The organism is Nitrosopumilaceae archaeon (assembly GCA_035631875.1).
Taxonomy (GTDB): domain Archaea; phylum Thermoproteota; class Nitrososphaeria; order Nitrososphaerales; family Nitrosopumilaceae; genus TA-20.
In genome coordinates this window covers 263,870-286,496 of record DASQHX010000010.1, presented here as the reverse complement: position 1 = coordinate 286,496, position 22,627 = coordinate 263,870, and the positions used below count along the sequence as shown (strand labels likewise).

Sequence of the window (22,627 nt, the reverse complement as noted above, 5' to 3'; positions counted from 1 at the left end):
TCCTATTCATTAAATATGAAAAAGATAGATAAAATCCAGAACAAGCAACAAGCCAAATCATCTGAAACCAGTAAAAGAAAGGCAGCCCAAAAAGCTCAGGAACATCTCTGTTGTATAGAGGTACGTACAGATTTACCGCTGATGGTATTAGGATAAAAAGTGCAAGTACAATGTATCGCACTTTGATTTTCATACCTTTGTTGAATTAGATCGCAAAAATATAAGCATTCATCATATTGATACGATATTGAATATTCAAAAAAGCAACATTTAGAATATTAATCATAACACAAGTTTGACATGGAAGTAGATGAGAAGATTTTATCAAAATTAACTGAAGCCAATGACACAAAATACAGTTTGTATCTTGATGGTAAAGAATATCATTTAGAACAAGTCGATATGGCAAAATCATCTATCCCAGTTAGAAGACCAACTACTAGAGGTGGTGTATATTTTTCTGATACTATGGCATACAAAATCAAAGCTAGTACAAATGATCTGTCCCTTATTCCATTGATATCCAAAGTAATGTTAGGACCAAACACAGATTTTAAACCACTTGAAATCAAAACTAATCTAAATATTGATGGAAAAAAACATAACGTGATCCTCACAACTCATCTTACAAACACAATGAATAGTAGTACAAAATTAGAATTACATCTTATAGTTGACAAAACAAAATTAGAGTAGAAATAATGTAGATAAAATGTACTGGTTATCACATCATTATTTTGTTACAGGTTTTTGATTAACTGAAACTATCTTATAGGTGTAAGTTAGGACTAGAATGTGAAAAAAATCCACATACTAAGTCTGTTTGTGATTTTAACATTTCTAGTTTTATCCGTTAATTTCAGATCAGTTGAGGCTGCCTCTTCAGGATTTAGTACTCCAATAAACATAAGCCCCGATCAAGGTGACTCTATCTTGCCACAAATGGCTGTATCTGGGAATAATGTATACGTGATATGGGATGATAATTCTACAGGAAAATATGGTATACTTTTTACAAAAAGCAATGATGGTGGTACTACCTTTGGTACGCTTGTTGATATTAGTAGAGGTATTGGCACTTCTGGCTCACCACAATTTGCAGTATCAGGAAACGACGTGTATGCTGTGTGGCAAGCAAAAACTACAGGAAATTACCAAATAATATTTGCAAAAAGCACTGACGGTGGAGCTACCTTTAGCATTCCTGGTAATCTTAGCAACAGTACTGGTGATTCAAGCTATCCAAAAATTGCTATATCTGGAAATAATATCTACATCGTATGGTCATATACTGCCACAAACAAAGACTATGATGTACTTTTTACAAAAAGTACTGATGGTGGAGTCACCTTTAGCACCCCTGTTAATATCAGCAATAATTTAGGAGATTCGGGTCTGCCACAAATGGTTGTGTCTGGAAATAATGTCTATGTAACATGGGAGAATAATGGCTTGGGTAATTTTGAAGTATTTGTAGCAAAAAGCACCGACAATGGTAATACGTTTGCTATTCCAGTTAACATTAGTAATAACGCCGCCCCCTCTGGTGCACCTAAAATTGCAGCATCTGGAAACAATGTCTATGTAGTTTGGATGGATAAAACTCCTGAAAATTATGATATATTTGTAGCAAAAAGCAATGACGCAGGTTCTACTTTTGGCACGCCAGTTAATGTCAGTAATACTGCAAAAGACTCTGGCTATCCACAAATCACCATGTCTGGAAATAATGTCTATGTGGTGTGGACTGAAACAATTTTAAATAAAAACTATGATGTATTTTTTGCAAAAAGCAATGACGGCGGTTCTACCTTTGGTACTCCAATTAATATAAGTAATAATATGGGACCATCAGGATGGGCACTAGTAGATGCATCAAACAATATCTATGTTGTATGGGAAGACAGTACTACTGGAAATTATGACATATTGATAGCAAAGAGCAATGACGGCGGTTCTACATTTGGTACTCCTGTTAATGTAAGCAACACTACTGAAGATTCTGCTTTCAAACAAATGGTTGCCACCAATGATAGTGTCTATCTAGTATGGCATGATGGTACCTCAAATCAACATAATGTACTCTTTGCAAAAAGTACAACATTTGTACCAGAATTTGGTGCGCTTGCACCGTTGGTGCTAATAGTGGCACTGATCTCAATAATAATTTACACAAAAACAATGACGAGATTAAAGATAAACTAGAGACAGTGATCAGTTTATTCTCTAGTTTTAGATTCTAAAAGTTCAATCAAACCGCATTTTATATTTTTCATGTTCAAATCTACAAAAGCAATTAATCTATTATCAAATCCAATTACTGGCTTGACAAGAATGGTGGCTCCTTTTTTTTCCATACTTACTAGTTCACTATGAATGTCATTTACCTCAAAACAAAGGTGATGTATTCCTCCTCCATTTTTTGCAAAATCATAGACAGGAGAGTCTTTTTCTACAGGTTCAATCAATTCTAAAAAGGGTTCACCAATTTTTAAGAAACAAATGTTTACTTTTTGACTTTGGACTGGGATTGTAGTACTAATTGTTTCAAATTTGATATAATTTGTAATTTCTCCCATGGATTCTTTGATCTTAGGCACGACAATACCAATGTGGTGTAGTTTCATACGTGATTTTATGAAATAGGCTACAATAATCTAACGAAAATTTGCATTTTTGATTCTTTTATATTGATATGTAATATTTTGTTACACACTGCAATTCATCATCATTTTAGATCTAGGTGCTAATGAATGACTGACAAAATCTCAATTGAAGAAATGAAAAAGGTAATAGAGCGCTATGGGAGTGAGAGAAAAATTTTAAGCCAATCTAAACCCACAGATGAAAAGATCATTGAAATGTATAATTGGATTATGGAAAGGGACAAGAATAGAGATGTGGAAACAGTCAGACGGCTGCATGAATATATTGAAAAAAAGAGAAGAATGGGTGAATTCGCCAAAAATTTACAGGTCAAAAAATAACCACTGATTTAACAGTTCAGATATTCCAATAAATACAGGCGACAAATAGTTTGATTCAAAATACCTCCCTAAAGTTGATGAGTTTTACAGGATTATACAACATAGAATTTTAAAAATTATAACATACGTTTTGTTAGCTTTTATATTGATATCAAATACACAAAGAAACGTGCTGGAAAAATTAATCAAAGACTCCAAAGCTCTTGAGAAAGTAATTGCCGGTGAAGAACTTTCATACAATGACGGCTTGGAATTAATGTCGTATGATAATTTGTATATGATTGGTGCTGCTGCCGATTTAATTCGTCAACAACGTGTTGGTGATACGGTTACTTTTGCAGCTTCCTACTATCTTAATTATACAAATGTATGTGCTGCAAGCTGTCAAATGTGTGCCTTTTACAGGAAGGGAAATGAAAGTGATGCCTATACCCTGTCCACAAAAGACATTGAATCTAGAGTTGGAATAGCAAAAGAACTTGGTGCAACTGAAGTACACATTGTTGGAGGTTTTCATCCAGAACTTCCTCTTGAATATTATGAAGAGATGTTTAGAACTATTAAGAAGAGTCATCCTGAAATGAACATTAAAGCACTAACTGCTGCAGAAATTTTCTTTATTGCAAGATTAACGCATAATTCTGTCAAAGAAGTATTATTGAGATTAAAGTCAGCCGGGCTTGATTCAATGCCTGGTGGAGGAGCTGAGCTATTTCATCCTGACATTAGAAACCAGATAGTTCGCGGAAAGTGTTCTGGACAAGAATGGCTTGATACCATAGAACAGGCTCACAATCTTGGAATCAAAAGCAATGCAACAATGCTCTTTGGCCATATCGAAAAACCAGAGCACATTGTAGATCATTTGATAAAATTAAGAGATGTACAGAAAAGAACTAAAGGATTTATCACTTTGATTCCATTAAAATTTAGTTTAGAGAATACGGAGCTTGAACAAAAGGGATTGATAAATGCGGAAAGTGCTTCAACATATGACCTTAGAGTGATTGCGATTTCAAGACTTATGCTTGCAGGTGCACTTGATAATATTTCTGTATATTGGGTAGCTCTTGGAAAAAAACTTGCTCAGGTAGCGCTAACACATGGCGGAAACGATTTGGTAGGTACTGCTTTTTCTGAAGAAATCTATAAAGCTGCAGGAAAGGGAACAAACTCCTCTCTCTTGGAGCTTGCAAACATGGTAAAAGAAATTGGTAGAAAGCCAGCTCAGAGGGATACTTTCTTCAATATATTGAAAACCTTCTAGGTCTCTGCAGGCTTTTGCGTTATTGGTTTTCCTGTACTGCCCTTTTGTTTTCTCTTCAGACCAATGCTAATTAATAATAAGAAAAACCCTATTCCTGCAACAATTTGAAAGAGCATTGACAAGCTAGTGTGTGTTGCCTCATCTAGGTAAAACTGAGATATTTCAGCATCTGTCATGCCGGGTTTACCAAGTGGTATTGTAGAATTAAGATATAATGAGATTGTAATACCGACAGCAAGAATTGCAATTCCTGAAAAAAATATGCGCTTGTCCATTGTTATGATATGTGATTTAGAAACCTATAATCGTTAAGCTATGCGCAGATCAAACTCAGGAACAAATCCTTTTTCAACGCCAAACTTGAAGAGATCTCTGATTGCGCTTTCTCCCAAGATGCCCATTTCTATAGTGATATCATTTACATACATTCTAACAAATTTTTCAATAAGATCTCGTGGTTGACCCCTGCTGTATTCCATGGCATAATCTAATGCTTCGTTTACCCGCGCCATTCCGTATATGATTGATTCGCGAAAAAACTCGTCAAATTTTTTTATAATATTGCTTTCAAAGTGATTGCTCATCACATTGATACCAAGCGGTACTGGCAAACCGCCTGTAGAATCTCTCCACCACGAACCGACATCAAGAATTTTTGATAAATTTTCCTTATCATAAGTTATCTGGGTTTCATGTATTACTAGTCCAGCACCAACTTCTCCTTTTTCAACAGCGGCAGTAATATCACTAAATTTCATCTCAACATAATCAAATTTGCCAATCATTAATTGTAAAAGCAAAAATGCTGAGGTCATCTTGCCAGGAATGGCAATTCTTGTCTTTTTTAGCTCATCTATTGTCAAGTTTTTCTTTGAGATTACAATGGGGCCATATCCTTTGCCAAAGCTTCCACCGCTACGTAAAATTGTGTAATTTGGAATGTATGCGCATGCATGTACGGAAACGGCAGTAACATCAAGCTCATGCTTTAAAGCTCTTTTGTTGAGTGTTTCAATATCCTCCACAACATGATTGACCTTAAAATGCGGTGATGTTACCTTTCCTGTAAGCATTCCATAAAACATGAAAGCATCATCAGCGTCAGGAGTGTGACCTAGGGTGATTTCCATAATGATGATTTTTTGCGTCTATTATAAAAATCAAGTTGTGAAAAAGACGAGAACAATTTTAGCATTTCAAAAAGAAATCAAAAAGATATCTGTTTTGTAAAAGCAAAAAAGATCAGATATGCAAAGATCATAAATGATCTATTGATCTTGTAAAATCATCAAAAGATGTTCTAAACGTTTAATACCGGCTAGACAAGGATTTTTTTTTAAAGATGAAATTTAAGGCAACAGATCAGATTCTGAAAATAATTGGAAACAAGAAGAACATTAGAAACTTTGGAGTTATAGCTCATGTAGACCACGGAAAAACAACTATGAGTGATAGTCTTTTGGCTTCCAGTGGAATTATCAGCCCATCTGTTGCAGGTCAAGCTCTTGCGTTAGACTCTATGAAACTAGAACAAGACAGACAGATGACAATTGTTCAAGCAAATGTTACTTTACTTTATGAACAAGGAGATCAGGAATATGTAATCAACATGATTGATACTCCCGGACACATTGATTTTACTGGGCGTGTTACCCGTAGCCTTAGGGCAATTGATGGGGCAGTAGTAGTTTCAGACTCTGTTGAAGGAATCATGACTCAGACAGAGACTGTAACAAGACAAGCTCTTGAAGAAAGAGTCAGACCAGTGCTTTACATCAATAAAATAGATCGTCTCATAAAAGAACTCAGACTCCCTCCAGAAAAAATGCAAGAGTGGCTTTTAGATATTATTACAAACTTTAACAGATTAATTGACATCTATGCGGAACCAGAATACAAGGAAAAATGGAAGGTTAGTATTCAAGACGGAAGCGTTTCATTTGGTTCTGCAAAGGACAAATGGGGATTTAATGCAGACGTGATGAAGAAAAAAGGAATCTCATTCAAAGATATCTATACAGCATATTCTGAAGGTGGCGACATCAAAGCGCTTGCAGAAAAAGCACCGCTTTATGATGCAGTACTTGGAATGGTGGTAAAACATCATCCATCACCTGATGTTGCGCAAAAATACAGAATTCCAAAAATTTGGAAAGGTGATCTTGACTCTGATTTAGGTAAGGCACTTTTGAATTGTGATGACAATGGTCCTACCGTAATGATGATTGTAAACATGACAGTGGATCCTGCTGCAGGGCCTGTAGCTATTGGTAGATTATTTTCTGGTAGAATAAAAGACGGTGACAGAATACATCTTATAGATACTAAACGAGAAGGAAGAATACAATCGGTTAACTTTTTCATGGGAAACCAACGTGAAATGGTAGGAGAACTTGCTGCAGGAAATATTCCAGCACTTTTAGGATTAGAACATGCAAGAGCAGGTCAGACACTTTCAAGTGTAGCTGGAATCCATACCTTTGAAGGAATTCAATATGTTTCAGAACCTGTTGTACAAATTGCTGTGGAACCAAAACACCCAAAGGATCTTCCAAAACTTGTTGAAGCTTTACGTCGTATTACAATAGAAGACCCCAACCTTGTGGTGAAAATCAACGAGGAAAGCGGAGAAACCGTAATTGCAGGAATGGGTGTATTGCACCTTGAGATTGCAACCTCGCTTATTGCAGATGCAGGAGTCCAAGTTGTAACTTCACAACCATTGATCAATTATCGTGAAACAATTAGGACTGCAGCTGGTCCTATCATGGCAAAGTCTCCAAACAGACACAACAAGATCTTTTTGAAAGTAGAACCGCTTGACGAAAAAGTTGCTGAACTAATCAGAAATGGAACACTAAACGAGTACAAGGACACAAAGGAAGTTGCAGAAATTTTACGAAATGCTGGCTGGGAAAGGGACGAGGCAAAGCGTGTCATGCGATTTGATCCAAGAGGAAATGTCTTTGTAGATGGTACAAAAGGTGTACAATTTGTTCAGGAATCAACAGACTCTATCTTGTCTGGCTTTGAAGACACCATGAAAGAAGGCCCTCTTGCAAGAGAACAAGTCAGGGGATGTAAATTTACGTTCCATCACTTTGTACCACACGAGGACCCAGCTCATAGAGGTCTATCACAACTTGGTCCTGCTTCTAGACGTGCTTGTATGGGCTCAATGCTTTTGGCAAATCCAGTACTACTAGAACCAACACTTGGAATTGAAGTTAGAGTTCCACAGGAAATGATTGGAAACGTTGCAGGAGTAATTTCTGGTAAAAGAGGCAAGGTACTAAACATGGAACAAAAAGGAGTTGTACATATTTTGACTGGAGAAATGCCGGCATCTGAAACTTTTGATCTTTCTGAAGTAATGCGAGGACAAACTGCAGGAAAGGCAATGTGGAACACTCACTTTAAAGCTTGGACGCCAGTTCCAAACTCTGTATTGCCTACCATACTGGCAGAAATCAGAAAGAGAAAGGGACTAAGTCCAGATCCTCCAACAGCAAACGAGTTTATCGATAACGAGTAAAAAAGGAAAGCCCCCCGCTCACGCACAAAAACGGTGTACTAACTAGCGTTATGATGTAGGTGTGATTTGTTGGAGATTCTTTAAATCATAATTTTCATCATAACGTATGAAATGGGACGTGGTAATCCAAGACTTACAACTAAACGTGAACTAAATCAGATTCTAGATATTGTTAATGCAAAACCAAACGATGTCTTTTGTGATTTAGGATGTGGAGAAGGTATGCTGTGTATATGGGCATCAGAACGATTGAAGTATGCTTACGGTATTGAAAACTACAAGAAAAATTATTCTAAATCCCAAGAAAACAAACGAACAAAACTAAGGTCTAACGTACGCTTTATCTTCAAAAATTATGATGATCTTGAAAAAATTCCTGAATTGAAGAAATGTACTATATTCTTTTGTACAAATGGGTTTTTCCCAGATGAATTTCAAAGACTTGAGGAATTCTTGAAACCAAAAAAGTTTGTTTTTGTATCACAATATTTTGCTACCTACCCAATAATGTCTAAAAAATACGACAATTTCTACATTATAAGAACGCCATTCAAAGTAGCTAAAAATCAAAAAGGGTGGATTCAATATATGCTTGGAAAGAACAAAACGAGAAAAGATTTATTGAAAATAATGCGGGAATTTCCTGATTATAGTAATAAAAAAGAAGAACTAGATGAAATCATTCGCCATTTTAATTGGATTTGTGGAAGATGCTCTAAAACTAATTTATGACTCTAAGAGGAAAGTGTAATCATTACAACATAAAATTTCTCAAAGGGTATGGATTCTCAATCAATGTAAAAAATCAATAGGAATATTCGTAAAGACAATAAATATTAAGAATATGTGAATTTTTTTAATAGAATAATCTTCGCTAAAATTTTTAAACAAAATTAATGCATGCATGTTTTCTAGTATTTTCTACGCAAAGTAAGATAAACATTGAATTGTATGTTTTAATAACAATGAAGAAGCTCAAATCAATTCTAGCGACAACCGTGATTTTATTAGTATTGTTAATACCATCAACTATTGTTCCAGTAAGATCTGATCCCTTAACTGGTCCTCCTCCTATCCCAGGAAATCTTATACCACAGACTGGTACTAATACGCCAGTTATCCCTCTAGTGACACCCAACCTTGGGATAGTTTCTATATCGTCCTTACCTATTTCTCCTTATTCAATTAATCAGGTCAATTCTGGGCTAGTTGTATCAGATTCATTAACTAATGAAACTAGAACGCAACAACAGCTGCAGGCAAATCCAGGCTACTGGAGATATGGTGGTGACGCGCCATTAGAAAATGCACCATATGCAATTTCAAGGGATATGCAGGGTTTCCACATTGGTGCCCAGGCACCAGCTAATGGCACTTGGGCTGGATATTATGCCGTCACACAAGACACCAAAGCAATGTTGTTCCATTCTACAATAACCACCCCAGTTCAAACAATACCGTCAACAAATAACTGGTATGAAAATGGAATGTATGTCCAGAATGGAACTGGAAATGTAACCTATATTGATTGTAGCTCAAACACAAGTATAGTTGGGACCCAGTGGGTAGTAGCAGAAACAAAAGGCAATTCCAATACAATTACCAGTTTTACTCCATTATGGGCGTCGGCTATGACTCTGACTGAACCACGTACCAGAGATTGCACTATAATCACAAATGGTAACAACTATCTAAAAGTAATTCTTGACGGAACCCAAGTATATGAAAATAATACTCTAAATCTGGGGATGACTCATCTACCGGTCACATTCCTAGAACCACAAACCAATTATGCTGGCCAGCTGCTAAGTGGAACATTCAAGAATTTCTTTGTAACATCTGATGTAAACGTCAAAGTAACTAACAATCCTACTCTTGCAGCCAAGGTAGATCTGGTAGAACCAACATCGTCAACTACCGGTCAGGTAGTTGCGTCAGCACCTGTAGATTCATCCGGTACAGCAACTCTTAATATAGAAAATTTTGCGATGCCACTAAGCGCATACATCAAAGTGTATGATTCTAATGGAATTGAGCTTGCATCAACAAAAAGCCCCGTGAGCCTCTTTGGAGGAGATGTTTACTCAATTAATTCCATTTTACATCTGCTACCTGGTCTATAATGTCATAATCTAGTCCTTGAAATAACGAATATGCATAGGAGGAATATAATTAATTTATAATAGGATATATAAAATATTTAAATGGTGTTTTCAAATTTACAAATAGTTGGTATTTTCACATTTAACACATTATTTAATAGATCAAAGATATTCAGTCTCTTGTTATCTATTACAATCTGTCTAGCATGCCTTTCTTTTATTCCATTATCGTATCAAGATTCTGGATCAGCAAACGTAATAGTGCCCACAGTTCAAAACAAGGTTTTTCGTTTTGACGCTGACGTTGGGCATGGTAAGCATTTCATCATAGAGTTACCAATAGATAAATTACTTTTCAAACCAATTGTAAATGTTAACAAAGTTGCAGGTGTTGCAAAATCTGTTTCTATCAATTTTGTAGCAATTCCAGAGAATAGCAATTTGTATCAACAAATTGGAAACGACAATTTGAAAACAGTTTTTGTTTACCCTATATTTACACAGGCAGCATATGGAGAAAATGGATTTTATTATTATTACAATAAGACATGTGGTTCTGAGTGCCTTACCGTTCCTATTCCAGATAAAATACATGCATCATATTCATCAAGTGCCAAGGGTTCAAATGTACTACTATTGTTAAACTATCATTTTATCACTGATATTGATATTGACAAGAATCCAGACATCTTGAAAAACTATGACAGAGTAATTATGATGCATAACGAATATGTCACACAAAAAGAATATGATGCGATAATTAAACATCCTAATGTAGTTTTTTTGTATCCTAATGCACTCTATGCTAAAGTGAGTGTTGATTATGATAAAAATACTATTACCCTTCTGAGAGGACACGGATATCCAGACTTGGGCCTTCGTAACGGTTTTGATTGGAAGTATGATAACTCTAGATTCGAATATAACTTTGATTGCTCCAATTGGAATTTTTCCACTAGGGAAAATTACACATTTCTTAATTGCTATCCAGAGTACAGATTACTTCAAGATGCAGAATTACTAAGAACGTTGAAGAAGGCAGATCCTTCAAACCTGTTAGAAGACATGTCAAACTGGTTAACGTATCCGACACAGTATAATTCAACACATACATTCCTGCAAGATTTAGATATTGATGGAAAGTATATTCCGCTATGGGTTGAAAACCCTGCCTTGTGGACCATAAACGGGCAGATAAGTAGAAACGATCTTGCAGATATCATAATCTATCTTCATGATAAAAACATGTTATCATGATCTGATTTATAAAAACTTCTTATTTTTTACCAGCAAACAAGTTTAACGATAGTGAATAAAAAGGAATACCTCCAGACACAAAAATTCCAGCTATCTAATAATATCATTTATTATGATTTGTTGAAGAAAATAATTCCACTTTTAGAAATTGCGTACATACAAAATATTACATACAGGTAGATTTTAATCTAACAAACTAAAGACTTTGTGCGAATTTCGTGGATACCTGTGGCATTCATGCTATTTATTATTCCAAACATTGCCATCGCTCAAGAATCCCCTTATACATTACAGACCATTTTACCATTATCTCTTAGAAGTACAGAAATAATTCATGTAGGACTAATTTTGGATACAACCATTCCTTCTGCAAAAGTAGAAGCTGTTAAAAGTGCTATCATATCTAACGACTATTTTACTAATGATGGTCAAAGACTTTACAAAGGTTGGCAAGGAGCATTAAGCAATTTAGGAAATCAACCTGGTCTTGTAGTACCACAAAAATTTGATATAAGTGAGTCCGAGGATAAATTTGATAAGATAATCATAAGACTCACAGACAAAATAAATCCCAATGGATACAATGGATATACAATTCCGATAATCAAAACCAACGAAGATGTATTACAATCCAGCATAACCATTTATGATATAAACAATCTAGATAATAATGAGATCTCGCAAATCGTTCGTCATGAATTTGGACATGCCCTGGGCTTGGGACATTCAACTGACCCTCATGATTTGATGAATCCTGATATTAGTATGGGAAATTCTTACATCTCATCATGTGCTCTAGCTGGAATTCGAGCCGTGTACAGTGGGCATATACAAAGCCAGATCTATTGTTAGAATCCAAAACATGTCTAAAAATCAGCTAAGATTCTAAGAACGAATCAAACTAATAGGAATTGCTAAATAATTAGTCTAACCAAGAAAAATAATGAGTTTAGAAGGAATAGACAGTGAGATTGAACGTTGCACAAAGAAAATTAATGAAAAGAATGAACAACTCAAAGATCTGAATCTTAGTCAAGAAGCAAAAAGGATTTTAGAATCTGAAATTATGATTGCAAATAAAGAAAGAACAAAATTGAAAATAAGAAAAAACGATCAATTTACAACAAGACATAGATAAGAAATGGAAATCCGCATCTAAACCAGCATGTGTCTCTACTTTTTTAGTTCTGTATCTTATCAGCTTAAATCCATTAACAAAGCAACTATTGGCGACTAGCTCACTATAATGAACTCTACATATTATAATTCAGGTATGAAAAAGAGATCACACGCATCTTATGTAGCAGCAGGCAAAAAAGGTGCAAGAACTAGAAAAAGAAACGGCAACTAACCTTTCTTAAATAGAAATAGATTAGACTTTGAACATAACCTTAGCAATAGCAATTTCTTGAACAGATTTCTAACTGTTTTTAATCCTTGTTTGAATTTGTAATCTTTTCCATCGCATCTGTCCGCAACTGACCGCAAGCTGCCGAGATCTCTGATCCCTTCTCCACACGCACCGTACAATTTACACCGCCCCTGCGTAAAATTCGCTGGAATTCATGTACGCGTCGTCGTTCTGGTCGCTGAAAACCACCTGCAGTAGAATTCACGGGAATCAAATTTACATGAGCTCCGTTGCCTTTCAAGAGCAGAGCCAATTCAGCTGCAACCTCTGGTGAATCATTGATGCCATCGATAAGTGCATATTCAAAAGTAATGCGACGCCCTGTTTTTTTGAAGTAGCGCTTTGATGCTAAAAACAGTTCCTCTACAGAATGTGGTCCAGCTGTTGGCACTAACCTGCGACGCAGCTCATCATTTGGTGCATGAAGAGAAATAGCTAGTCCAATCTGGAGTTGCTCGTCGGCAAGGCGGTCTATAAACGGAATTACTCCAACTGTGGAAATAGTTATGCTTCGTTGTCCCAAGCCAAAAGCTCGTGCATGTGTTAATAGTCTGACAGCCCGTATAGTTTCGGCATAATTTGCAAGCGGTTCACCCATGCCCATGAAGACAAGATTTGTTACATGCTCATCTCGTTCGCGTAGGACATAAGCAAAGTGTAACACCTGTGCAACAATTTCTTCTGCTTGCAGGTTACGTTTAAAACCCATCTGTCCTGTTGCACAAAATACACAGCCCATGGCACAACCAACTTGAGTAGAAACGCAGACAGTAGACCTAGGATGAATTTTGGTCTTTGATGGATATTGCATAAGCACAGTCTCAATCATAGTTCCATCGCCATACTTGAGGAGCAACTTTGTTGTTTGCATGTCTTCACTTGCAACACGATGAGCTTCGCTTGCAGAGCCAATTGTATATCCTGCTGCAACTAGTGCATCTCGCAAAGCTGCGGGAATCTGACGAAGATCAGACATGCCCTTAGGCGAATCATGATACAATGCATGAAGTAACTGGTCTGCACGATAGCGGGGCTGACCCATTTCTGTAACAAGCTTGTCCATCTCTTCTGGTAACACGCGGTAAAGGTCGGTCATACAAGATTCACTGTTAATTTTATTGGAAATGATAACACTGTATTATCTTTCAATATGGGTTTAATTTTATTTTTAATTTCATAATATGTGGTTTGCATATTTTTTTCGTAGAGTAGAAATGTTCTTACCAATAATTAATCGAATCGTTTTGTTTACAATCAAAATAAGAACAAAATTAGAATTTTTACATGTGTTTTTTGTCTATAAATGTGATGATGCTTTTAGAAATCAAGAATTTTTTTTATCTAATATATCATTAATTCTTTTTCTTCAAGCATAGTGTGCAGATTGTTTACCGATCTGTAAACATCTGATTCTTTTTTTGCACCTGTACAAACAAGCTTTCCTGATGCAAAAATCAGAATAACCGTTTTTGGATCAAGCATTCTGTGTATTAGTCCGGGAAACTGCTCTGGTTCATACATACTTCGCGGCAAACTTCTTGCTGCTCTTTCCAAGTGTACTTTACCATTAAGATTTACAGAAGCTACGATGTTTTGAATTGTTATGACAGGATCATTTTTTACTTTTACTTTGCCTTTTCGAAGCTTTTGTACTACGTTTCTTACTGCACTAATTGACTGTTCTGTAGATTTTGCACCCGTGCAAACCATTTTTCCAGAACTAAAGATGAGTGTTGCAGTCTTTGGCAATTTTATTCTAAATACTAGTCCTGGGAATTGTTCAGGATGATATTCAGTATCAGGGAATTTTTTTGTGATTTCATTGAGATCAAGTCTTTGATCTACAGATGCTGAAGCCACAACATTTTCAATGCTTACCATTGGTTTAGTTTGAGGCATGTCTACTTCTTCGATATATACCCGTTATATATACTCGGAAAGTATTTGTTATACAAATGATCTAATTTTTAGATATAAACTCTGAATTTAGAATTTTCTATGATATGCCATTTATTAGAATATGTCATAAATTAAACAAAAACTACATCTGTTAGGGTATGGTAAAAAACATGTCTCAGACATGAATTATAAAAACTTTAGAGAATCTAAAAAAGATCACTTTGTCACAAAAGATGGCAGATTTACAAAGGCGGAGATCATAAAACAGCTTGAAAACTGGTTAACGCAAAGGCTAGGAGAACCAGAGGATTTCTTTGATAAAAATAAAGTAAAAGAAGACTGAAAACATCTTTACCGCTTTGAGGCTATCTTGTCATGAATTTGTGCCAGGATTAATTCTGCTTTTTCCTTGTTTTCAAACGATTCTATTTTTTCATCCATTATGGCATCTATTTCATAGCTTTTGTCCACCAAGACATTGGCCACATGATCATCAAGTGTTCCATTGCCTATCAAATAATATGCAAAAACTGTATTTTTTTGCCCAATCCTGTGAAGTCTGTCTTCTGCCTGCCTATGAATGGCAGGACTCCAATCCAGTTCTGCAAAAATAACATATCTTGCACGACTCAAATTAATTCCTACATTTCCAGCTCTAAGACCTGCAACCATTAGTTTTGTCTCACCTGCTTGGAACATGTCTATGTGTTTCTGTCTTTCCTTGTCTGTCTGACCTCCAATTATAGATGCAGGAGCATATTCTCCAAGACTCTTGTGAAGAAGCTGGTGAATTGCTCTGTGGTGGCAAAATACTATGACACTCTCTTCAATCTCCATAATGTTTTTTACAAATTCTATTACATGAGGAAGTTTTGCAATTCCAGCTGCCTGTCTTTCACTTTGTATAGCTCTCTTGTATGAAGTGAATTTGTCAAATGCAGTTTCAGCATTTTTTTGATCTTCTTCTAATTTTTTCCATATCTTGTCAAGCTCTTTTTGGTAGTAGTTAATATCGGCATCAATTACTTCCTTGTAACGCACTTTGTCCTTTAGCTCTTTTAGAACATCTGATTTTTTTCTCCTTAACATAACATGCTTTCTTAACTCTTCTCCTAAACTTTCACGTTTATTTTCAAGAACTATGGCTTTTCCTTTTTCGTTTACATAACAAAAGTACTCACAAAACTCCTTAAAGCTACCAAGTAAACCGGGTCTTAGTATGTCAACTATGGGCCAGATCTCAGAACCGCGGTTATAAATTGGAGTACCGGAAAGACCTATTCTATATTTGATAGATTTTAACGCAGTTAATTTTTTAACAGCTGAATATTTTTTTGTAGATTTTGAACGAAGATGCTGAACTTCATCACAGATGATTGTTTTCAAGTTCAGTTTTGATAAATCATCTATTCTTTTGTGTAGTAAATCATAGTTGATGATATAGAGATCAAACTTACCCAAATCTTGGGACTTGCCATTTCGTATCAATGTAGAAGTTGGTACCTGATTTTCTAGCAATCGTCCATTTTTACTCTTTTTTTTCAAGAATTTTCCAACCTCACGTTGCCAGTTATTCAAAGTGACCAGAGGCGCTATTACAAGTGCGGGAAAAGTTTGATTCTCGGTGGCAAGATACGCAAGTGTTTGAACCGTTTTTCCAAGACCCATTTCATCTGCGAGTAATGCGTTTCCTGATGATTTTAATAGAAAGTCTAGTCCCTCTTTTTGGAAATTAAGAAGCTTTCCTTTGAATTGTTTTCCTGGATTTACTTGGCGCAATTTTTCAATTTTTTTTGGCTTTTTCTTTTTTTCACGAAAATGTGCGATCTTTTTATTCCACGTTGACTTTGAAAGAATCTCTAATGGATATCTATCATTAATCCATTTTATCTTTTGTACATTTTGACTAGTATCTGGAATTATTGCTTCATTAGGGCCGTCTCCATACCATGATTGCGGTATTACTCTTGATACCATTATAACTGCACGAGAACCGGCTACTTTCCAGCTCCATTCTCTTGAAAACCTATCAAGAACATATTCTAGGGTACCAAAATTTTTCATACATTTCTCCGTAATTCTTCGTATAGTAGATGATTCTGTTTATGAATCTTGATTTTTGCCAATTTGAGAAGAGATCAGGTTTTTTTGTTGGCAAAAAGTTGATGTAGAAGCATACTGATGCTAGAGCACTTGAAATCTTCTAAATATTTGCCAAAAATAGGCACGTTTGATGGTGCTGGATTCTGGAAGAATGCATATGCACATCAACGTGGTAACTTACTTCGGTTGGTAAAGGTCCCAGATGATCAAATTAAGGTTCTGGTTGACAAGACTTATCCTGAATTGCCACCACCACTTAGGTATGAGATCGAAACAAGTGGAATAAAACAGAAAGATCTGTAGCTCTTTTTCTTTATATATTTGTCAAAATACTCAATCGATATTATAGAAACTCTTTTAATAGTCATATGTGCATCACGCTTTTATGGATAATGCCACTCGATCTTTGTCTTACGTGATTTTGTTTGCAAGTTTATCTGTGGTAACTGCTCTTGGCGTAATTGGTTTTTTGAATAATGCATATGCTGACAATGCGAATATGACTACTAATGTACAGACGAACACAACTGTTGCTGCGAATAAAAATATGACTGGAAATATGACTGGAAATATGACTGGAAATATGACTAATGTTCCACCACCAGTACAAAAAATACTATCTCCGTTGCAGCAATTCAAGTCAGGTACTCCTGCAAAAACGGTGCAATGTGATCAAGGATTTTCTTTAGTTATAAAGATAGAGGATGGTTCACCTGCCTGTGTGACATCTCAGATTGCACAAGCACTAGTTGCACGAGGTTGGGGAACAACGACTTAATACATTAATCTAAATTTGATTAATGTAAAATTTTGATAAATCCGATCCTAAATATAATTATAATTTTTTAACCTAATGGAATCTTACTAGTCTTTTTCTTAGATTTCTTAACTTGTTCATACTAAGAGTCCCCCCAAAGAAGCGTCTCACATACAGATATGCTACAACTGTCGCAAGTCCAGCTGAAATGACTATTGTACTAATTATCCAGGGGAAAAATTGCTCATGACCTGGTAAAAGACCAAAAACAGTTGCAATTGTATTAGGCACCAATTCAGCAGTTCCAGCTACTGTCCACCAAATGATAAGAATGGTTACTTTGTTTGTCACTTCGGTTTGAATTACATTAACTCCAGTAGCAACCATCTGCATGACATTTTCTGACATTTGGATCTGTCTGTCTAACCTTCCAAGAATGACTTCAAACTTGGCAAGAATAGGTTCATCATCTGAAACCATTTCAGCATCACCGTATTTCAAATTGTGAACAGTATCATATGTAGCCCAGACAGCATTAAGGAAAGTTAGAAGCGATGTCTTCATATCTGATAGTTCAAGTGGGATGTCACGAGTTACTTGTCTAGAACCGGCAAGATCAATTTCAAATTGTTCTGCCCTTTCTACTATTAAACGCAAAATAGAAAAATTTGTTTCACTTAGCTCATCAATTATTCTTGCTAAAAGTATTGTCTGTCTATCCGCCCATTGCTCCGGCTCCTTTGGAAGTTTTCTTAATAATGTTCCTGAATAGTTGTATAGTCTTGTTATCTTTCCTCCATAATCGTCATGGATTGTAACAACAAGATCTTTTTTTAAAAAGATCAAGAGAGGCGATGTTTGGGTTTTATTTGCACTAGTTATGACAAACGGAAGCATCAAACCAAGTGTATCTTCTTTGTCTTCATAGCTTGAAACATATCCTGAAAGAAGAACTGAAGGATCCATTGTAATGCCAAGGTTTTGAAGAACAGTAGGAGTATCGCTAACAATACTATCTACGACACATTCAATCCACGTTAAATGACCATGTGATATTTCTCTGATTGCTTCTTCAAGCTGAATGCTTGGTTTTTTAAAAGGAGTACCATCTGTTTGTAAACCTGCTACACTTAGAGCTTTTATCATGTGGCAATAGAAAAAATCTCACTTATATACACTTATTTGTGAACGATATGAGAGTTTTTGTAACTTTCATTTAGCTATATATCATCAATAGTATTATGATGATTTTACACGTTCAACTCAATTATAAAAATTCATTCTCTAAAACTATATTTCTGCTCTTTTTAATTTCTTTATTCTTCTAGGATTGATCATACAAACAAAGCGTACAAATAGTAATTTTCAAATCTATGGTATAAAGAAATGAAAATACTTGTAGATGCAATGTATGATGGATTTGATATCAAATTAAAAGAATTTGGTTATGAAGCATATAGTGTTAAAAAATTAATTGCAGAAGGAAAGAAATTACAAAGTGATTATTCTATTATAAAATATGCAGAAACAAATGGTATGATTGTGGTAACAGAAGATACCGAAGTTGGTAATGGCTGCAAAGAAAATGAAATTCCATATGTGTTGCTTGATAATGATAAAGTTTTGAAAATTATTCTGGAAGAACTAAAGCGATTAAAGGAACGTTAATTCAAGATGTGTCCGTAGGTTTATTTCTTCTACTTCGCAAAAAGATCACAATGGTAATTATTACACCAATTATTACAATTCCATCAAAGTAATTTGAATAGTGTAGAATATTTTTCCATTCCTGGCCAAGTTGCATTCCTATGTATGTTAAAGCTGAATTCCAAATTATAGAGCCAATCAGAGTGTATATGATGAACTTCTTGAGGTTCATCTTTGCTACTCCTGCTGGCAATGAAATGTAAGTTCGAACAGCTGGTAACATCCTGCTTATGAAAGTTGATCTATCTCCATATTTTTTGAAATATGATTCTGTAAGTTCAAGATGGCTTTTTCGAAGTAAAACATATTTTCCATATCTCAAAATAAATTCTCTTCCTAGTCTAAGACCTATGTAGTATGCAATAAGTGAACCAATTAGATTTCCTATAGAGCCTGCAATGATTACACCTGCTACATTGAACTTGCCAGAGACAACAAGATACCCAGAAAATGGCATGACAACCTCACTTGGAATTGGTATTAACGCACTTTCTGCAATCATAAGCAGAAATATACCAATATATCCAGAACCAGAAATTGTTGAAATTATAAATTCTATCAGATTATTTAATATCTCGAGGGTGACCAATTATTTTTACCACATTCCTCCACCACTGCTTGGTTCATCAAAGTTTTTTTGGGAAGGATGGCGATGAGCTTTTTTCATATGCCTTTCTAATCTCTCAGAATCGTTTAACTCCAAACCACATTCTTTACATTTTGTTTCAACAACTTCTTTTTTCTTAAAAAGACCCATCTTTAACACCTGTATTATTGAAAATATTAATTTTTATTCTTTTATGAGTGCATGCTTTTTATATAATAAACAAATTAAACTGAAAAAATCAATGGCATGACTATCTTACTTGAAGGGCATTTACCACTTTGGTGTTTTCAACATATTTGCTTTGATCCCACGCACTTATTATAAGATCAGATTTTTGCATTGATTTTACAAAAACAATGTCATAATTTAGAGTGATATAATTGCCATTGTTTGATGTGGAAATGGTTGTTTCTACAAAATACTTGTGTGGATCAACAATTTGTAGTGGTTTATCAGAATCAAATATGATGTACGTGTCGCTATCTTTGATTTCTCTTGATGCCCCATTTAGATTCATGTATAACGTAACGTGTTTTTTTTGATTAGCACCCAACTTGTCCCACATGTGTAGTTTTATGTTCACTTGTTCAAATGTGGTAACTGTAATTGTTTTAACATTGTTTATTGGCCCAGTCAAAGTATAGTTATTGCCTTGTATTGTTAAACCATTTTGAATTTTTAGATTCTCATACCCTCTAATTGTAAAGATACTCACTCCCTTTGATGTTGCCTCTGAATTTTGGTAGATATATGTTGGAATAAGAAGCATGGATATTGCCAATAACATGTAGATTGTCTTGTCATTCATAGTATTGTGGAACTATCCCGAGTCCTTATACGTTCGTGAGTATTTTATCACACTTACAAGGCATTCTATCAAATCTATTCCTGATTGATGGAGTTTGGTCTACATTTTATCAATACATAATCAATGATTCCATTTTGGGATACTTGTTTCATTTTTAATAATGATTTGTAGAGAATATTTTCAAGATATGGAGAATATTTCTTCAAAATTCTTTCTCTAAGATATTTTCTATTTTTTATATAATAATCAGCCAAGGGTTCATACACGTAATGACCAATTGATTGAATTTCGTCTATATGAAACCCCTCGTTAATTATTGTGGTTTTGACATGATCCAAACTGTAGTGTTCAGATGCCCATGTTAGTGAAAGAATCCCAAGTTTCATAAATGATGCTAGTTTTGATGGAACTTTAGTAACTGGTATTGCAATTATTAGTATGCCATTATTTTTTAGAATTTTTCTAGATTCTCTGATAAATTGACTTAGTGGCCTAAAATGCTGTGCAGACTCTAAGGCAATTACTCTATCTGCATAACTGTTAGAAATAGGCAAGGAGGTAGAAGTTGCATTTACAAATCTAATATCGTTTGTCTGTAAAAGAGCATAAGAGTTCTCTTTCATATCTGAAATATTGTTACCAATTAATTTTGTTGATAACACTAATTGTTGAAAATTGGTGTTTATGCATGTGATGTTGATATTTCCATATTGTGATTTCCAATATGTTGCGGGTGCAGAAAAACCACTTCCTACATCTATGACAATACTTGCAGAAGCCAAATCTGAAATCTCACCAATTAGTTTACACAGTTCATTTTGTGCTCCAAGTGGATCTGCTGGATTGTTTTTCCAATACCCAAAATTAAGCATATTGTTATCGGTAGCAAGTTGCATTAGCGGAGATAATGAATTGTAAAGATTCACAACATCACGCTCTCTGCGTCTGAATGCCCATAAAAAAACTTGTAGCGGATTTATTGAAATCATATTATCTAAACTAATAATTTGTATTGTCTCTAATTATTATTCTATACGTAAAAGATGTTTTTTATTGAACCATGTATAAACAATGACATGGACAGCTGTGACACAAGAACACGTGCATACAAAAATGGAAAGACTTTTGATCAGTGCAAGCAGATTGCTGAAACAGTTTCTTCACAGATTGCAAAAAAAATTAACAAAACAGGAGTTGTTTTATGGACCGAAATTTTGGAAACTGTTGATCACGATGAGCTAGTCTACAAGCTTACTCTAAAATATCTCAGGCGTGATGGTTATAACATTGGAGACTGGAAGACTCCTCAAGTTACAAAGATCACTGTTTAGAATCTATTGCACAATTACCTAAACTGGCTTTTCTGATGTTTCTTGCCATGATAAAAGGAGTGAGAAGCAATATTGGAATTGATATGGAAATAAAAATAGTTTGGAGTTGTGCCTCATAGCTTGTCAAAAATAATGTGACCCCAGTAGCCCCGGCCCCTAGACCAAAAAGCATTGTAAATGCGGTACCTGCGCATGTTGGACACCCTACAAAGAGTCCAGTTATGGCACCAAAAGTTCCAAGACTTTTTCCTTTTCTTGACATGGTAAATGTTTTTGAAGATATGGTAAAATTCAGACCTACGAGAAAAGAAACCACTATTAGCAAAACAAAATTCAAAGGAATTATCTGTAAACCAACATGTTCTGTAAAAAAGGCTAGAATCATTGGCATGTATCCTGGAAGATCACAGCATGATGCAATCTCAGCATGTGGAACTGGAAATCCATAATCGGTAGCGTTTAGTTCTGGTTTGTATAATATTATTCCAGAAGCAAATGCAAAAAAAATTCCATAGCCTATTGCACTTGCAACAAAGATTTGCTTTGCTCGTTTATTATTTATGGTATTTGCAATAATTGAAGAGATAGAGTTGTTACTATCTGCTATTTTGATCTTGTAGAATCTGTACAATCCCCAACCTATTGCGCCAAATGACATGAAAAGAATAACATATGTAGCTATGGCAAGTCTTTCTAGTGAGGGCATTGCCGCAGGTGTGACTGAGATTGCATCATTTCTTGCATAAACTAAAAACGAAACAGCTATTGCTACAAGACCTACAATTATCAAAGTGCGATAAGAGCGATGCAATATGGCCTGTTTTTCCAATATTTCGATGCGACCCTTGCTGACATT

28 protein-coding genes are annotated in these 22,627 nt (G+C 35.2%); 16 read left to right on the top strand and 12 right to left on the bottom strand.

The genetic code is table 11. From position 1 onward, the window contains the following. The first annotated feature begins 15 nt into the window (after positions 1-15). The 3 genes from VEU72_06630 (at position 16) to VEU72_06620 (ending at position 2,205) form a co-directional block, all read left to right on the top strand. Positions 16-156: a hypothetical protein gene (locus tag VEU72_06630; GenBank protein ID HYL66813.1), complete on the top strand. Its 141-nt coding sequence runs from the start codon at positions 16-18 to the stop codon at positions 154-156. Between the two features lie 144 nt (positions 157-300). Further along, positions 301-696, top strand: coding sequence for a hypothetical protein (locus tag VEU72_06625; GenBank protein ID HYL66812.1), 396 nt, complete (start codon positions 301-303; stop codon positions 694-696). Positions 697-795: 99 nt separating this feature from the next. After that, on the top strand, positions 796-2,205 hold the full coding sequence (locus VEU72_06620) for a hypothetical protein (GenBank protein ID HYL66811.1): 1,410 nt from the start codon (positions 796-798) through the stop codon (positions 2,203-2,205). Between the two features lie 14 nt (positions 2,206-2,219). Here VEU72_06620 and VEU72_06615 read toward each other — a convergent pair whose 3' ends face one another. Then, positions 2,220-2,627 carry a VOC family protein gene (locus tag VEU72_06615; GenBank protein HYL66810.1) on the bottom strand — a complete coding sequence of 136 codons (408 nt, stop codon included), beginning with the start codon at positions 2,625-2,627 and terminating at the stop codon, positions 2,220-2,222. 126 nt (positions 2,628-2,753) lie between these two features. Here VEU72_06615 and VEU72_06610 point away from each other — a divergent pair, with 126 nt between their 5' ends. Further along, positions 2,754-2,987: a hypothetical protein gene (locus tag VEU72_06610; GenBank protein HYL66809.1), complete on the top strand. Its 234-nt coding sequence runs from the start codon at positions 2,754-2,756 to the stop codon at positions 2,985-2,987. Positions 2,988-3,156: 169 nt separating this feature from the next. Beyond that, complete coding sequence (locus VEU72_06605) at positions 3,157-4,254, top strand: radical SAM protein (GenBank protein ID HYL66808.1); 1,098 nt, start codon at positions 3,157-3,159, stop codon at positions 4,252-4,254. Here VEU72_06605 and VEU72_06600 read toward each other — a convergent pair. Together VEU72_06600 and VEU72_06595 are read right to left on the bottom strand one after the other, a co-directional pair. Next, entirely contained in the window at positions 4,251-4,529 is a 279-nt protein-coding gene (locus VEU72_06600) for a hypothetical protein (protein ID HYL66807.1), read from the bottom strand. The two genes, VEU72_06605 and VEU72_06600, sit on opposite strands and share 4 nt — an antisense overlap. 33 nt (positions 4,530-4,562) lie before the next feature. After that, positions 4,563-5,384: an MqnA/MqnD/SBP family protein gene (locus tag VEU72_06595; protein HYL66806.1), complete on the bottom strand. Its 822-nt coding sequence runs from the start codon at positions 5,382-5,384 to the stop codon at positions 4,563-4,565. Between the two features lie 212 nt (positions 5,385-5,596). Between VEU72_06595 and VEU72_06590 the strand changes: the two genes are divergently transcribed. The 6 genes from VEU72_06590 (at position 5,597) to VEU72_06565 (ending at position 12,286) form a co-directional block, all read left to right on the top strand. Further along, positions 5,597-7,789 carry an elongation factor EF-2 gene (locus tag VEU72_06590; GenBank protein HYL66805.1) on the top strand — a complete coding sequence of 731 codons (2,193 nt, stop codon included), beginning with the start codon at positions 5,597-5,599 and terminating at the stop codon, positions 7,787-7,789. A 111-nt stretch (positions 7,790-7,900) separates the two neighbouring features. After that, positions 7,901-8,521 carry a methyltransferase domain-containing protein gene (locus VEU72_06585; protein HYL66804.1) on the top strand — a complete coding sequence of 207 codons (621 nt, stop codon included), beginning with the start codon at positions 7,901-7,903 and terminating at the stop codon, positions 8,519-8,521. A 233-nt stretch (positions 8,522-8,754) separates the two neighbouring features. Next, positions 8,755-9,912, top strand: a complete 1,158-nt coding sequence (locus tag VEU72_06580) for a hypothetical protein (GenBank protein HYL66803.1) — start codon at positions 8,755-8,757, stop codon at positions 9,910-9,912. 159 nt (positions 9,913-10,071) lie between these two features. Then, positions 10,072-11,148, top strand: coding sequence for a hypothetical protein (locus VEU72_06575; protein HYL66802.1), 1,077 nt, complete (start codon positions 10,072-10,074; stop codon positions 11,146-11,148). Positions 11,149-11,385: 237 nt separating this feature from the next. Beyond that, positions 11,386-12,000, top strand: a complete 615-nt coding sequence (locus tag VEU72_06570; GenBank protein ID HYL66801.1) for a matrixin family metalloprotease — start codon at positions 11,386-11,388, stop codon at positions 11,998-12,000. A gap of 91 nt (positions 12,001-12,091) precedes the next feature. Next, positions 12,092-12,286: a hypothetical protein gene (locus VEU72_06565; protein ID HYL66800.1), complete on the top strand. Its 195-nt coding sequence runs from the start codon at positions 12,092-12,094 to the stop codon at positions 12,284-12,286. 292 nt (positions 12,287-12,578) lie between these two features. Here the strand turns inward: VEU72_06565 and rlmN are convergent, their stop codons facing one another. After that, positions 12,579-13,655 carry a 23S rRNA (adenine(2503)-C(2))-methyltransferase RlmN gene (rlmN, locus tag VEU72_06560; protein ID HYL66799.1) on the bottom strand — a complete coding sequence of 359 codons (1,077 nt, stop codon included), beginning with the start codon at positions 13,653-13,655 and terminating at the stop codon, positions 12,579-12,581. A gap of 245 nt (positions 13,656-13,900) precedes the next feature. After that, a complete protein-coding gene (locus VEU72_06555) occupies positions 13,901-14,458 on the bottom strand; it encodes a TATA-box-binding protein (GenBank protein HYL66798.1) in 558 nt (185 codons plus the stop codon). 181 nt (positions 14,459-14,639) lie between these two features. Here VEU72_06555 and VEU72_06550 point away from each other — a divergent pair, with 181 nt between their 5' ends. After that, positions 14,640-14,801: a hypothetical protein gene (locus tag VEU72_06550; GenBank protein HYL66797.1), complete on the top strand. Its 162-nt coding sequence runs from the start codon at positions 14,640-14,642 to the stop codon at positions 14,799-14,801. Positions 14,802-14,809: 8 nt separating this feature from the next. On the opposite strand, the gene VEU72_06545 is transcribed toward VEU72_06550, so the two are convergent. Beyond that, positions 14,810-16,522 carry a DEAD/DEAH box helicase gene (locus VEU72_06545; protein ID HYL66796.1) on the bottom strand — a complete coding sequence of 571 codons (1,713 nt, stop codon included), beginning with the start codon at positions 16,520-16,522 and terminating at the stop codon, positions 14,810-14,812. A gap of 129 nt (positions 16,523-16,651) precedes the next feature. Here VEU72_06545 and VEU72_06540 point away from each other — a divergent pair, with 129 nt between their 5' ends. Beyond that, positions 16,652-16,864, top strand: coding sequence for a hypothetical protein (locus VEU72_06540; GenBank protein ID HYL66795.1), 213 nt, complete (start codon positions 16,652-16,654; stop codon positions 16,862-16,864). 82 nt (positions 16,865-16,946) lie between these two features. Then, the gene (locus VEU72_06535; GenBank protein HYL66794.1) at positions 16,947-17,339 is read left to right on the top strand and encodes a hypothetical protein; all 393 of its coding nucleotides are present in this window, start codon (positions 16,947-16,949) and stop codon (positions 17,337-17,339) included. A gap of 72 nt (positions 17,340-17,411) precedes the next feature. Here VEU72_06535 and VEU72_06530 read toward each other — a convergent pair whose 3' ends face one another. Next, a complete protein-coding gene (locus VEU72_06530) occupies positions 17,412-18,464 on the bottom strand; it encodes a CorA family divalent cation transporter (protein HYL66793.1) in 1,053 nt (350 codons plus the stop codon). A 240-nt stretch (positions 18,465-18,704) separates the two neighbouring features. Between VEU72_06530 and VEU72_06525 the strand changes: the two genes are divergently transcribed. Continuing rightward, a complete protein-coding gene (locus VEU72_06525; protein ID HYL66792.1) occupies positions 18,705-18,986 on the top strand; it encodes a DUF5615 family PIN-like protein in 282 nt (93 codons plus the stop codon). 1 nt (position 18,987) lies between these two features. Here the strand turns inward: VEU72_06525 and VEU72_06520 are convergent, their stop codons facing one another. The 4 genes from VEU72_06520 to VEU72_06505 form a co-directional block, all read right to left on the bottom strand. After that, positions 18,988-19,614: a DedA family protein gene (locus tag VEU72_06520; GenBank protein ID HYL66791.1), complete on the bottom strand. Its 627-nt coding sequence runs from the start codon at positions 19,612-19,614 to the stop codon at positions 18,988-18,990. Between the two features lie 6 nt (positions 19,615-19,620). Next, the gene (locus VEU72_06515) at positions 19,621-19,782 is read right to left on the bottom strand and encodes a hypothetical protein (GenBank protein HYL66790.1); all 162 of its coding nucleotides are present in this window, start codon (positions 19,780-19,782) and stop codon (positions 19,621-19,623) included. Between the two features lie 100 nt (positions 19,783-19,882). Further along, positions 19,883-20,440 (bottom strand): hypothetical protein, encoded by a 558-nt coding sequence (locus VEU72_06510; GenBank protein HYL66789.1) that lies wholly within the window; start codon positions 20,438-20,440, stop codon positions 19,883-19,885. A 74-nt stretch (positions 20,441-20,514) separates the two neighbouring features. Continuing rightward, a complete protein-coding gene (locus tag VEU72_06505) occupies positions 20,515-21,366 on the bottom strand; it encodes a methyltransferase domain-containing protein (protein HYL66788.1) in 852 nt (283 codons plus the stop codon). A 150-nt stretch (positions 21,367-21,516) separates the two neighbouring features. Here VEU72_06505 and VEU72_06500 point away from each other — a divergent pair, with 150 nt between their 5' ends. Then, the gene (locus VEU72_06500; protein ID HYL66787.1) at positions 21,517-21,771 is read left to right on the top strand and encodes a hypothetical protein; all 255 of its coding nucleotides are present in this window, start codon (positions 21,517-21,519) and stop codon (positions 21,769-21,771) included. Here the strand turns inward: VEU72_06500 and VEU72_06495 are convergent. Beyond that, positions 21,761-22,600, bottom strand: a complete 840-nt coding sequence (locus VEU72_06495) for a hypothetical protein (GenBank protein HYL66786.1) — start codon at positions 22,598-22,600, stop codon at positions 21,761-21,763. The two genes, VEU72_06500 and VEU72_06495, sit on opposite strands and share 11 nt — an antisense overlap. Between the last annotated feature and the right edge of the window lie 27 nt (positions 22,601-22,627).

Bases quoted from the DNA above. Each gene is read 5' to 3' on its own strand.
- VEU72_06630 (HYL66813.1), top strand. From the start codon at position 16: ATGAAAAAGATAGATAAAATCCAGAACAAGCAACAAGCCAAATCATCT.
- VEU72_06625 (HYL66812.1), top strand. From the start codon at position 301: ATGGAAGTAGATGAGAAGATTTTATCAAAATTAACTGAAGCCAATGAC.
- VEU72_06615 (HYL66810.1), bottom strand. From the start codon at position 2,627: ATGAAACTACACCACATTGGTATTGTCGTGCCTAAGATCAAAGAATCC.
- VEU72_06610 (HYL66809.1), top strand. From the start codon at position 2,754: ATGACTGACAAAATCTCAATTGAAGAAATGAAAAAGGTAATAGAGCGC.
- VEU72_06600 (HYL66807.1), bottom strand. From the start codon at position 4,529: ATGGACAAGCGCATATTTTTTTCAGGAATTGCAATTCTTGCTGTCGGT.
- VEU72_06595 (HYL66806.1), bottom strand. From the start codon at position 5,384: ATGGAAATCACCCTAGGTCACACTCCTGACGCTGATGATGCTTTCATG.
- VEU72_06590 (HYL66805.1), top strand. From the start codon at position 5,597: ATGAAATTTAAGGCAACAGATCAGATTCTGAAAATAATTGGAAACAAG.
- VEU72_06585 (HYL66804.1), top strand. From the start codon at position 7,901: ATGGGACGTGGTAATCCAAGACTTACAACTAAACGTGAACTAAATCAG.
- VEU72_06580 (HYL66803.1), top strand. From the start codon at position 8,755: ATGAAGAAGCTCAAATCAATTCTAGCGACAACCGTGATTTTATTAGTA.
- VEU72_06570 (HYL66801.1), top strand. From the start codon at position 11,386: ATGCTATTTATTATTCCAAACATTGCCATCGCTCAAGAATCCCCTTAT.
- VEU72_06565 (HYL66800.1), top strand. From the start codon at position 12,092: ATGAGTTTAGAAGGAATAGACAGTGAGATTGAACGTTGCACAAAGAAA.
- rlmN (HYL66799.1), bottom strand. From the start codon at position 13,655: ATGACCGACCTTTACCGCGTGTTACCAGAAGAGATGGACAAGCTTGTT.
- VEU72_06555 (HYL66798.1), bottom strand. From the start codon at position 14,458: ATGCCTCAAACTAAACCAATGGTAAGCATTGAAAATGTTGTGGCTTCA.
- VEU72_06550 (HYL66797.1), top strand. From the start codon at position 14,640: ATGAATTATAAAAACTTTAGAGAATCTAAAAAAGATCACTTTGTCACA.
- VEU72_06545 (HYL66796.1), bottom strand. From the start codon at position 16,522: ATGAAAAATTTTGGTACCCTAGAATATGTTCTTGATAGGTTTTCAAGA.
- VEU72_06535 (HYL66794.1), top strand. From the start codon at position 16,947: ATGGATAATGCCACTCGATCTTTGTCTTACGTGATTTTGTTTGCAAGT.
- VEU72_06530 (HYL66793.1), bottom strand. From the start codon at position 18,464: ATGATAAAAGCTCTAAGTGTAGCAGGTTTACAAACAGATGGTACTCCT.
- VEU72_06525 (HYL66792.1), top strand. From the start codon at position 18,705: ATGAAAATACTTGTAGATGCAATGTATGATGGATTTGATATCAAATTA.
- VEU72_06515 (HYL66790.1), bottom strand. From the start codon at position 19,782: ATGGGTCTTTTTAAGAAAAAAGAAGTTGTTGAAACAAAATGTAAAGAA.
- VEU72_06510 (HYL66789.1), bottom strand. From the start codon at position 20,440: ATGAATGACAAGACAATCTACATGTTATTGGCAATATCCATGCTTCTT.
- VEU72_06500 (HYL66787.1), top strand. From the start codon at position 21,517: ATGGACAGCTGTGACACAAGAACACGTGCATACAAAAATGGAAAGACT.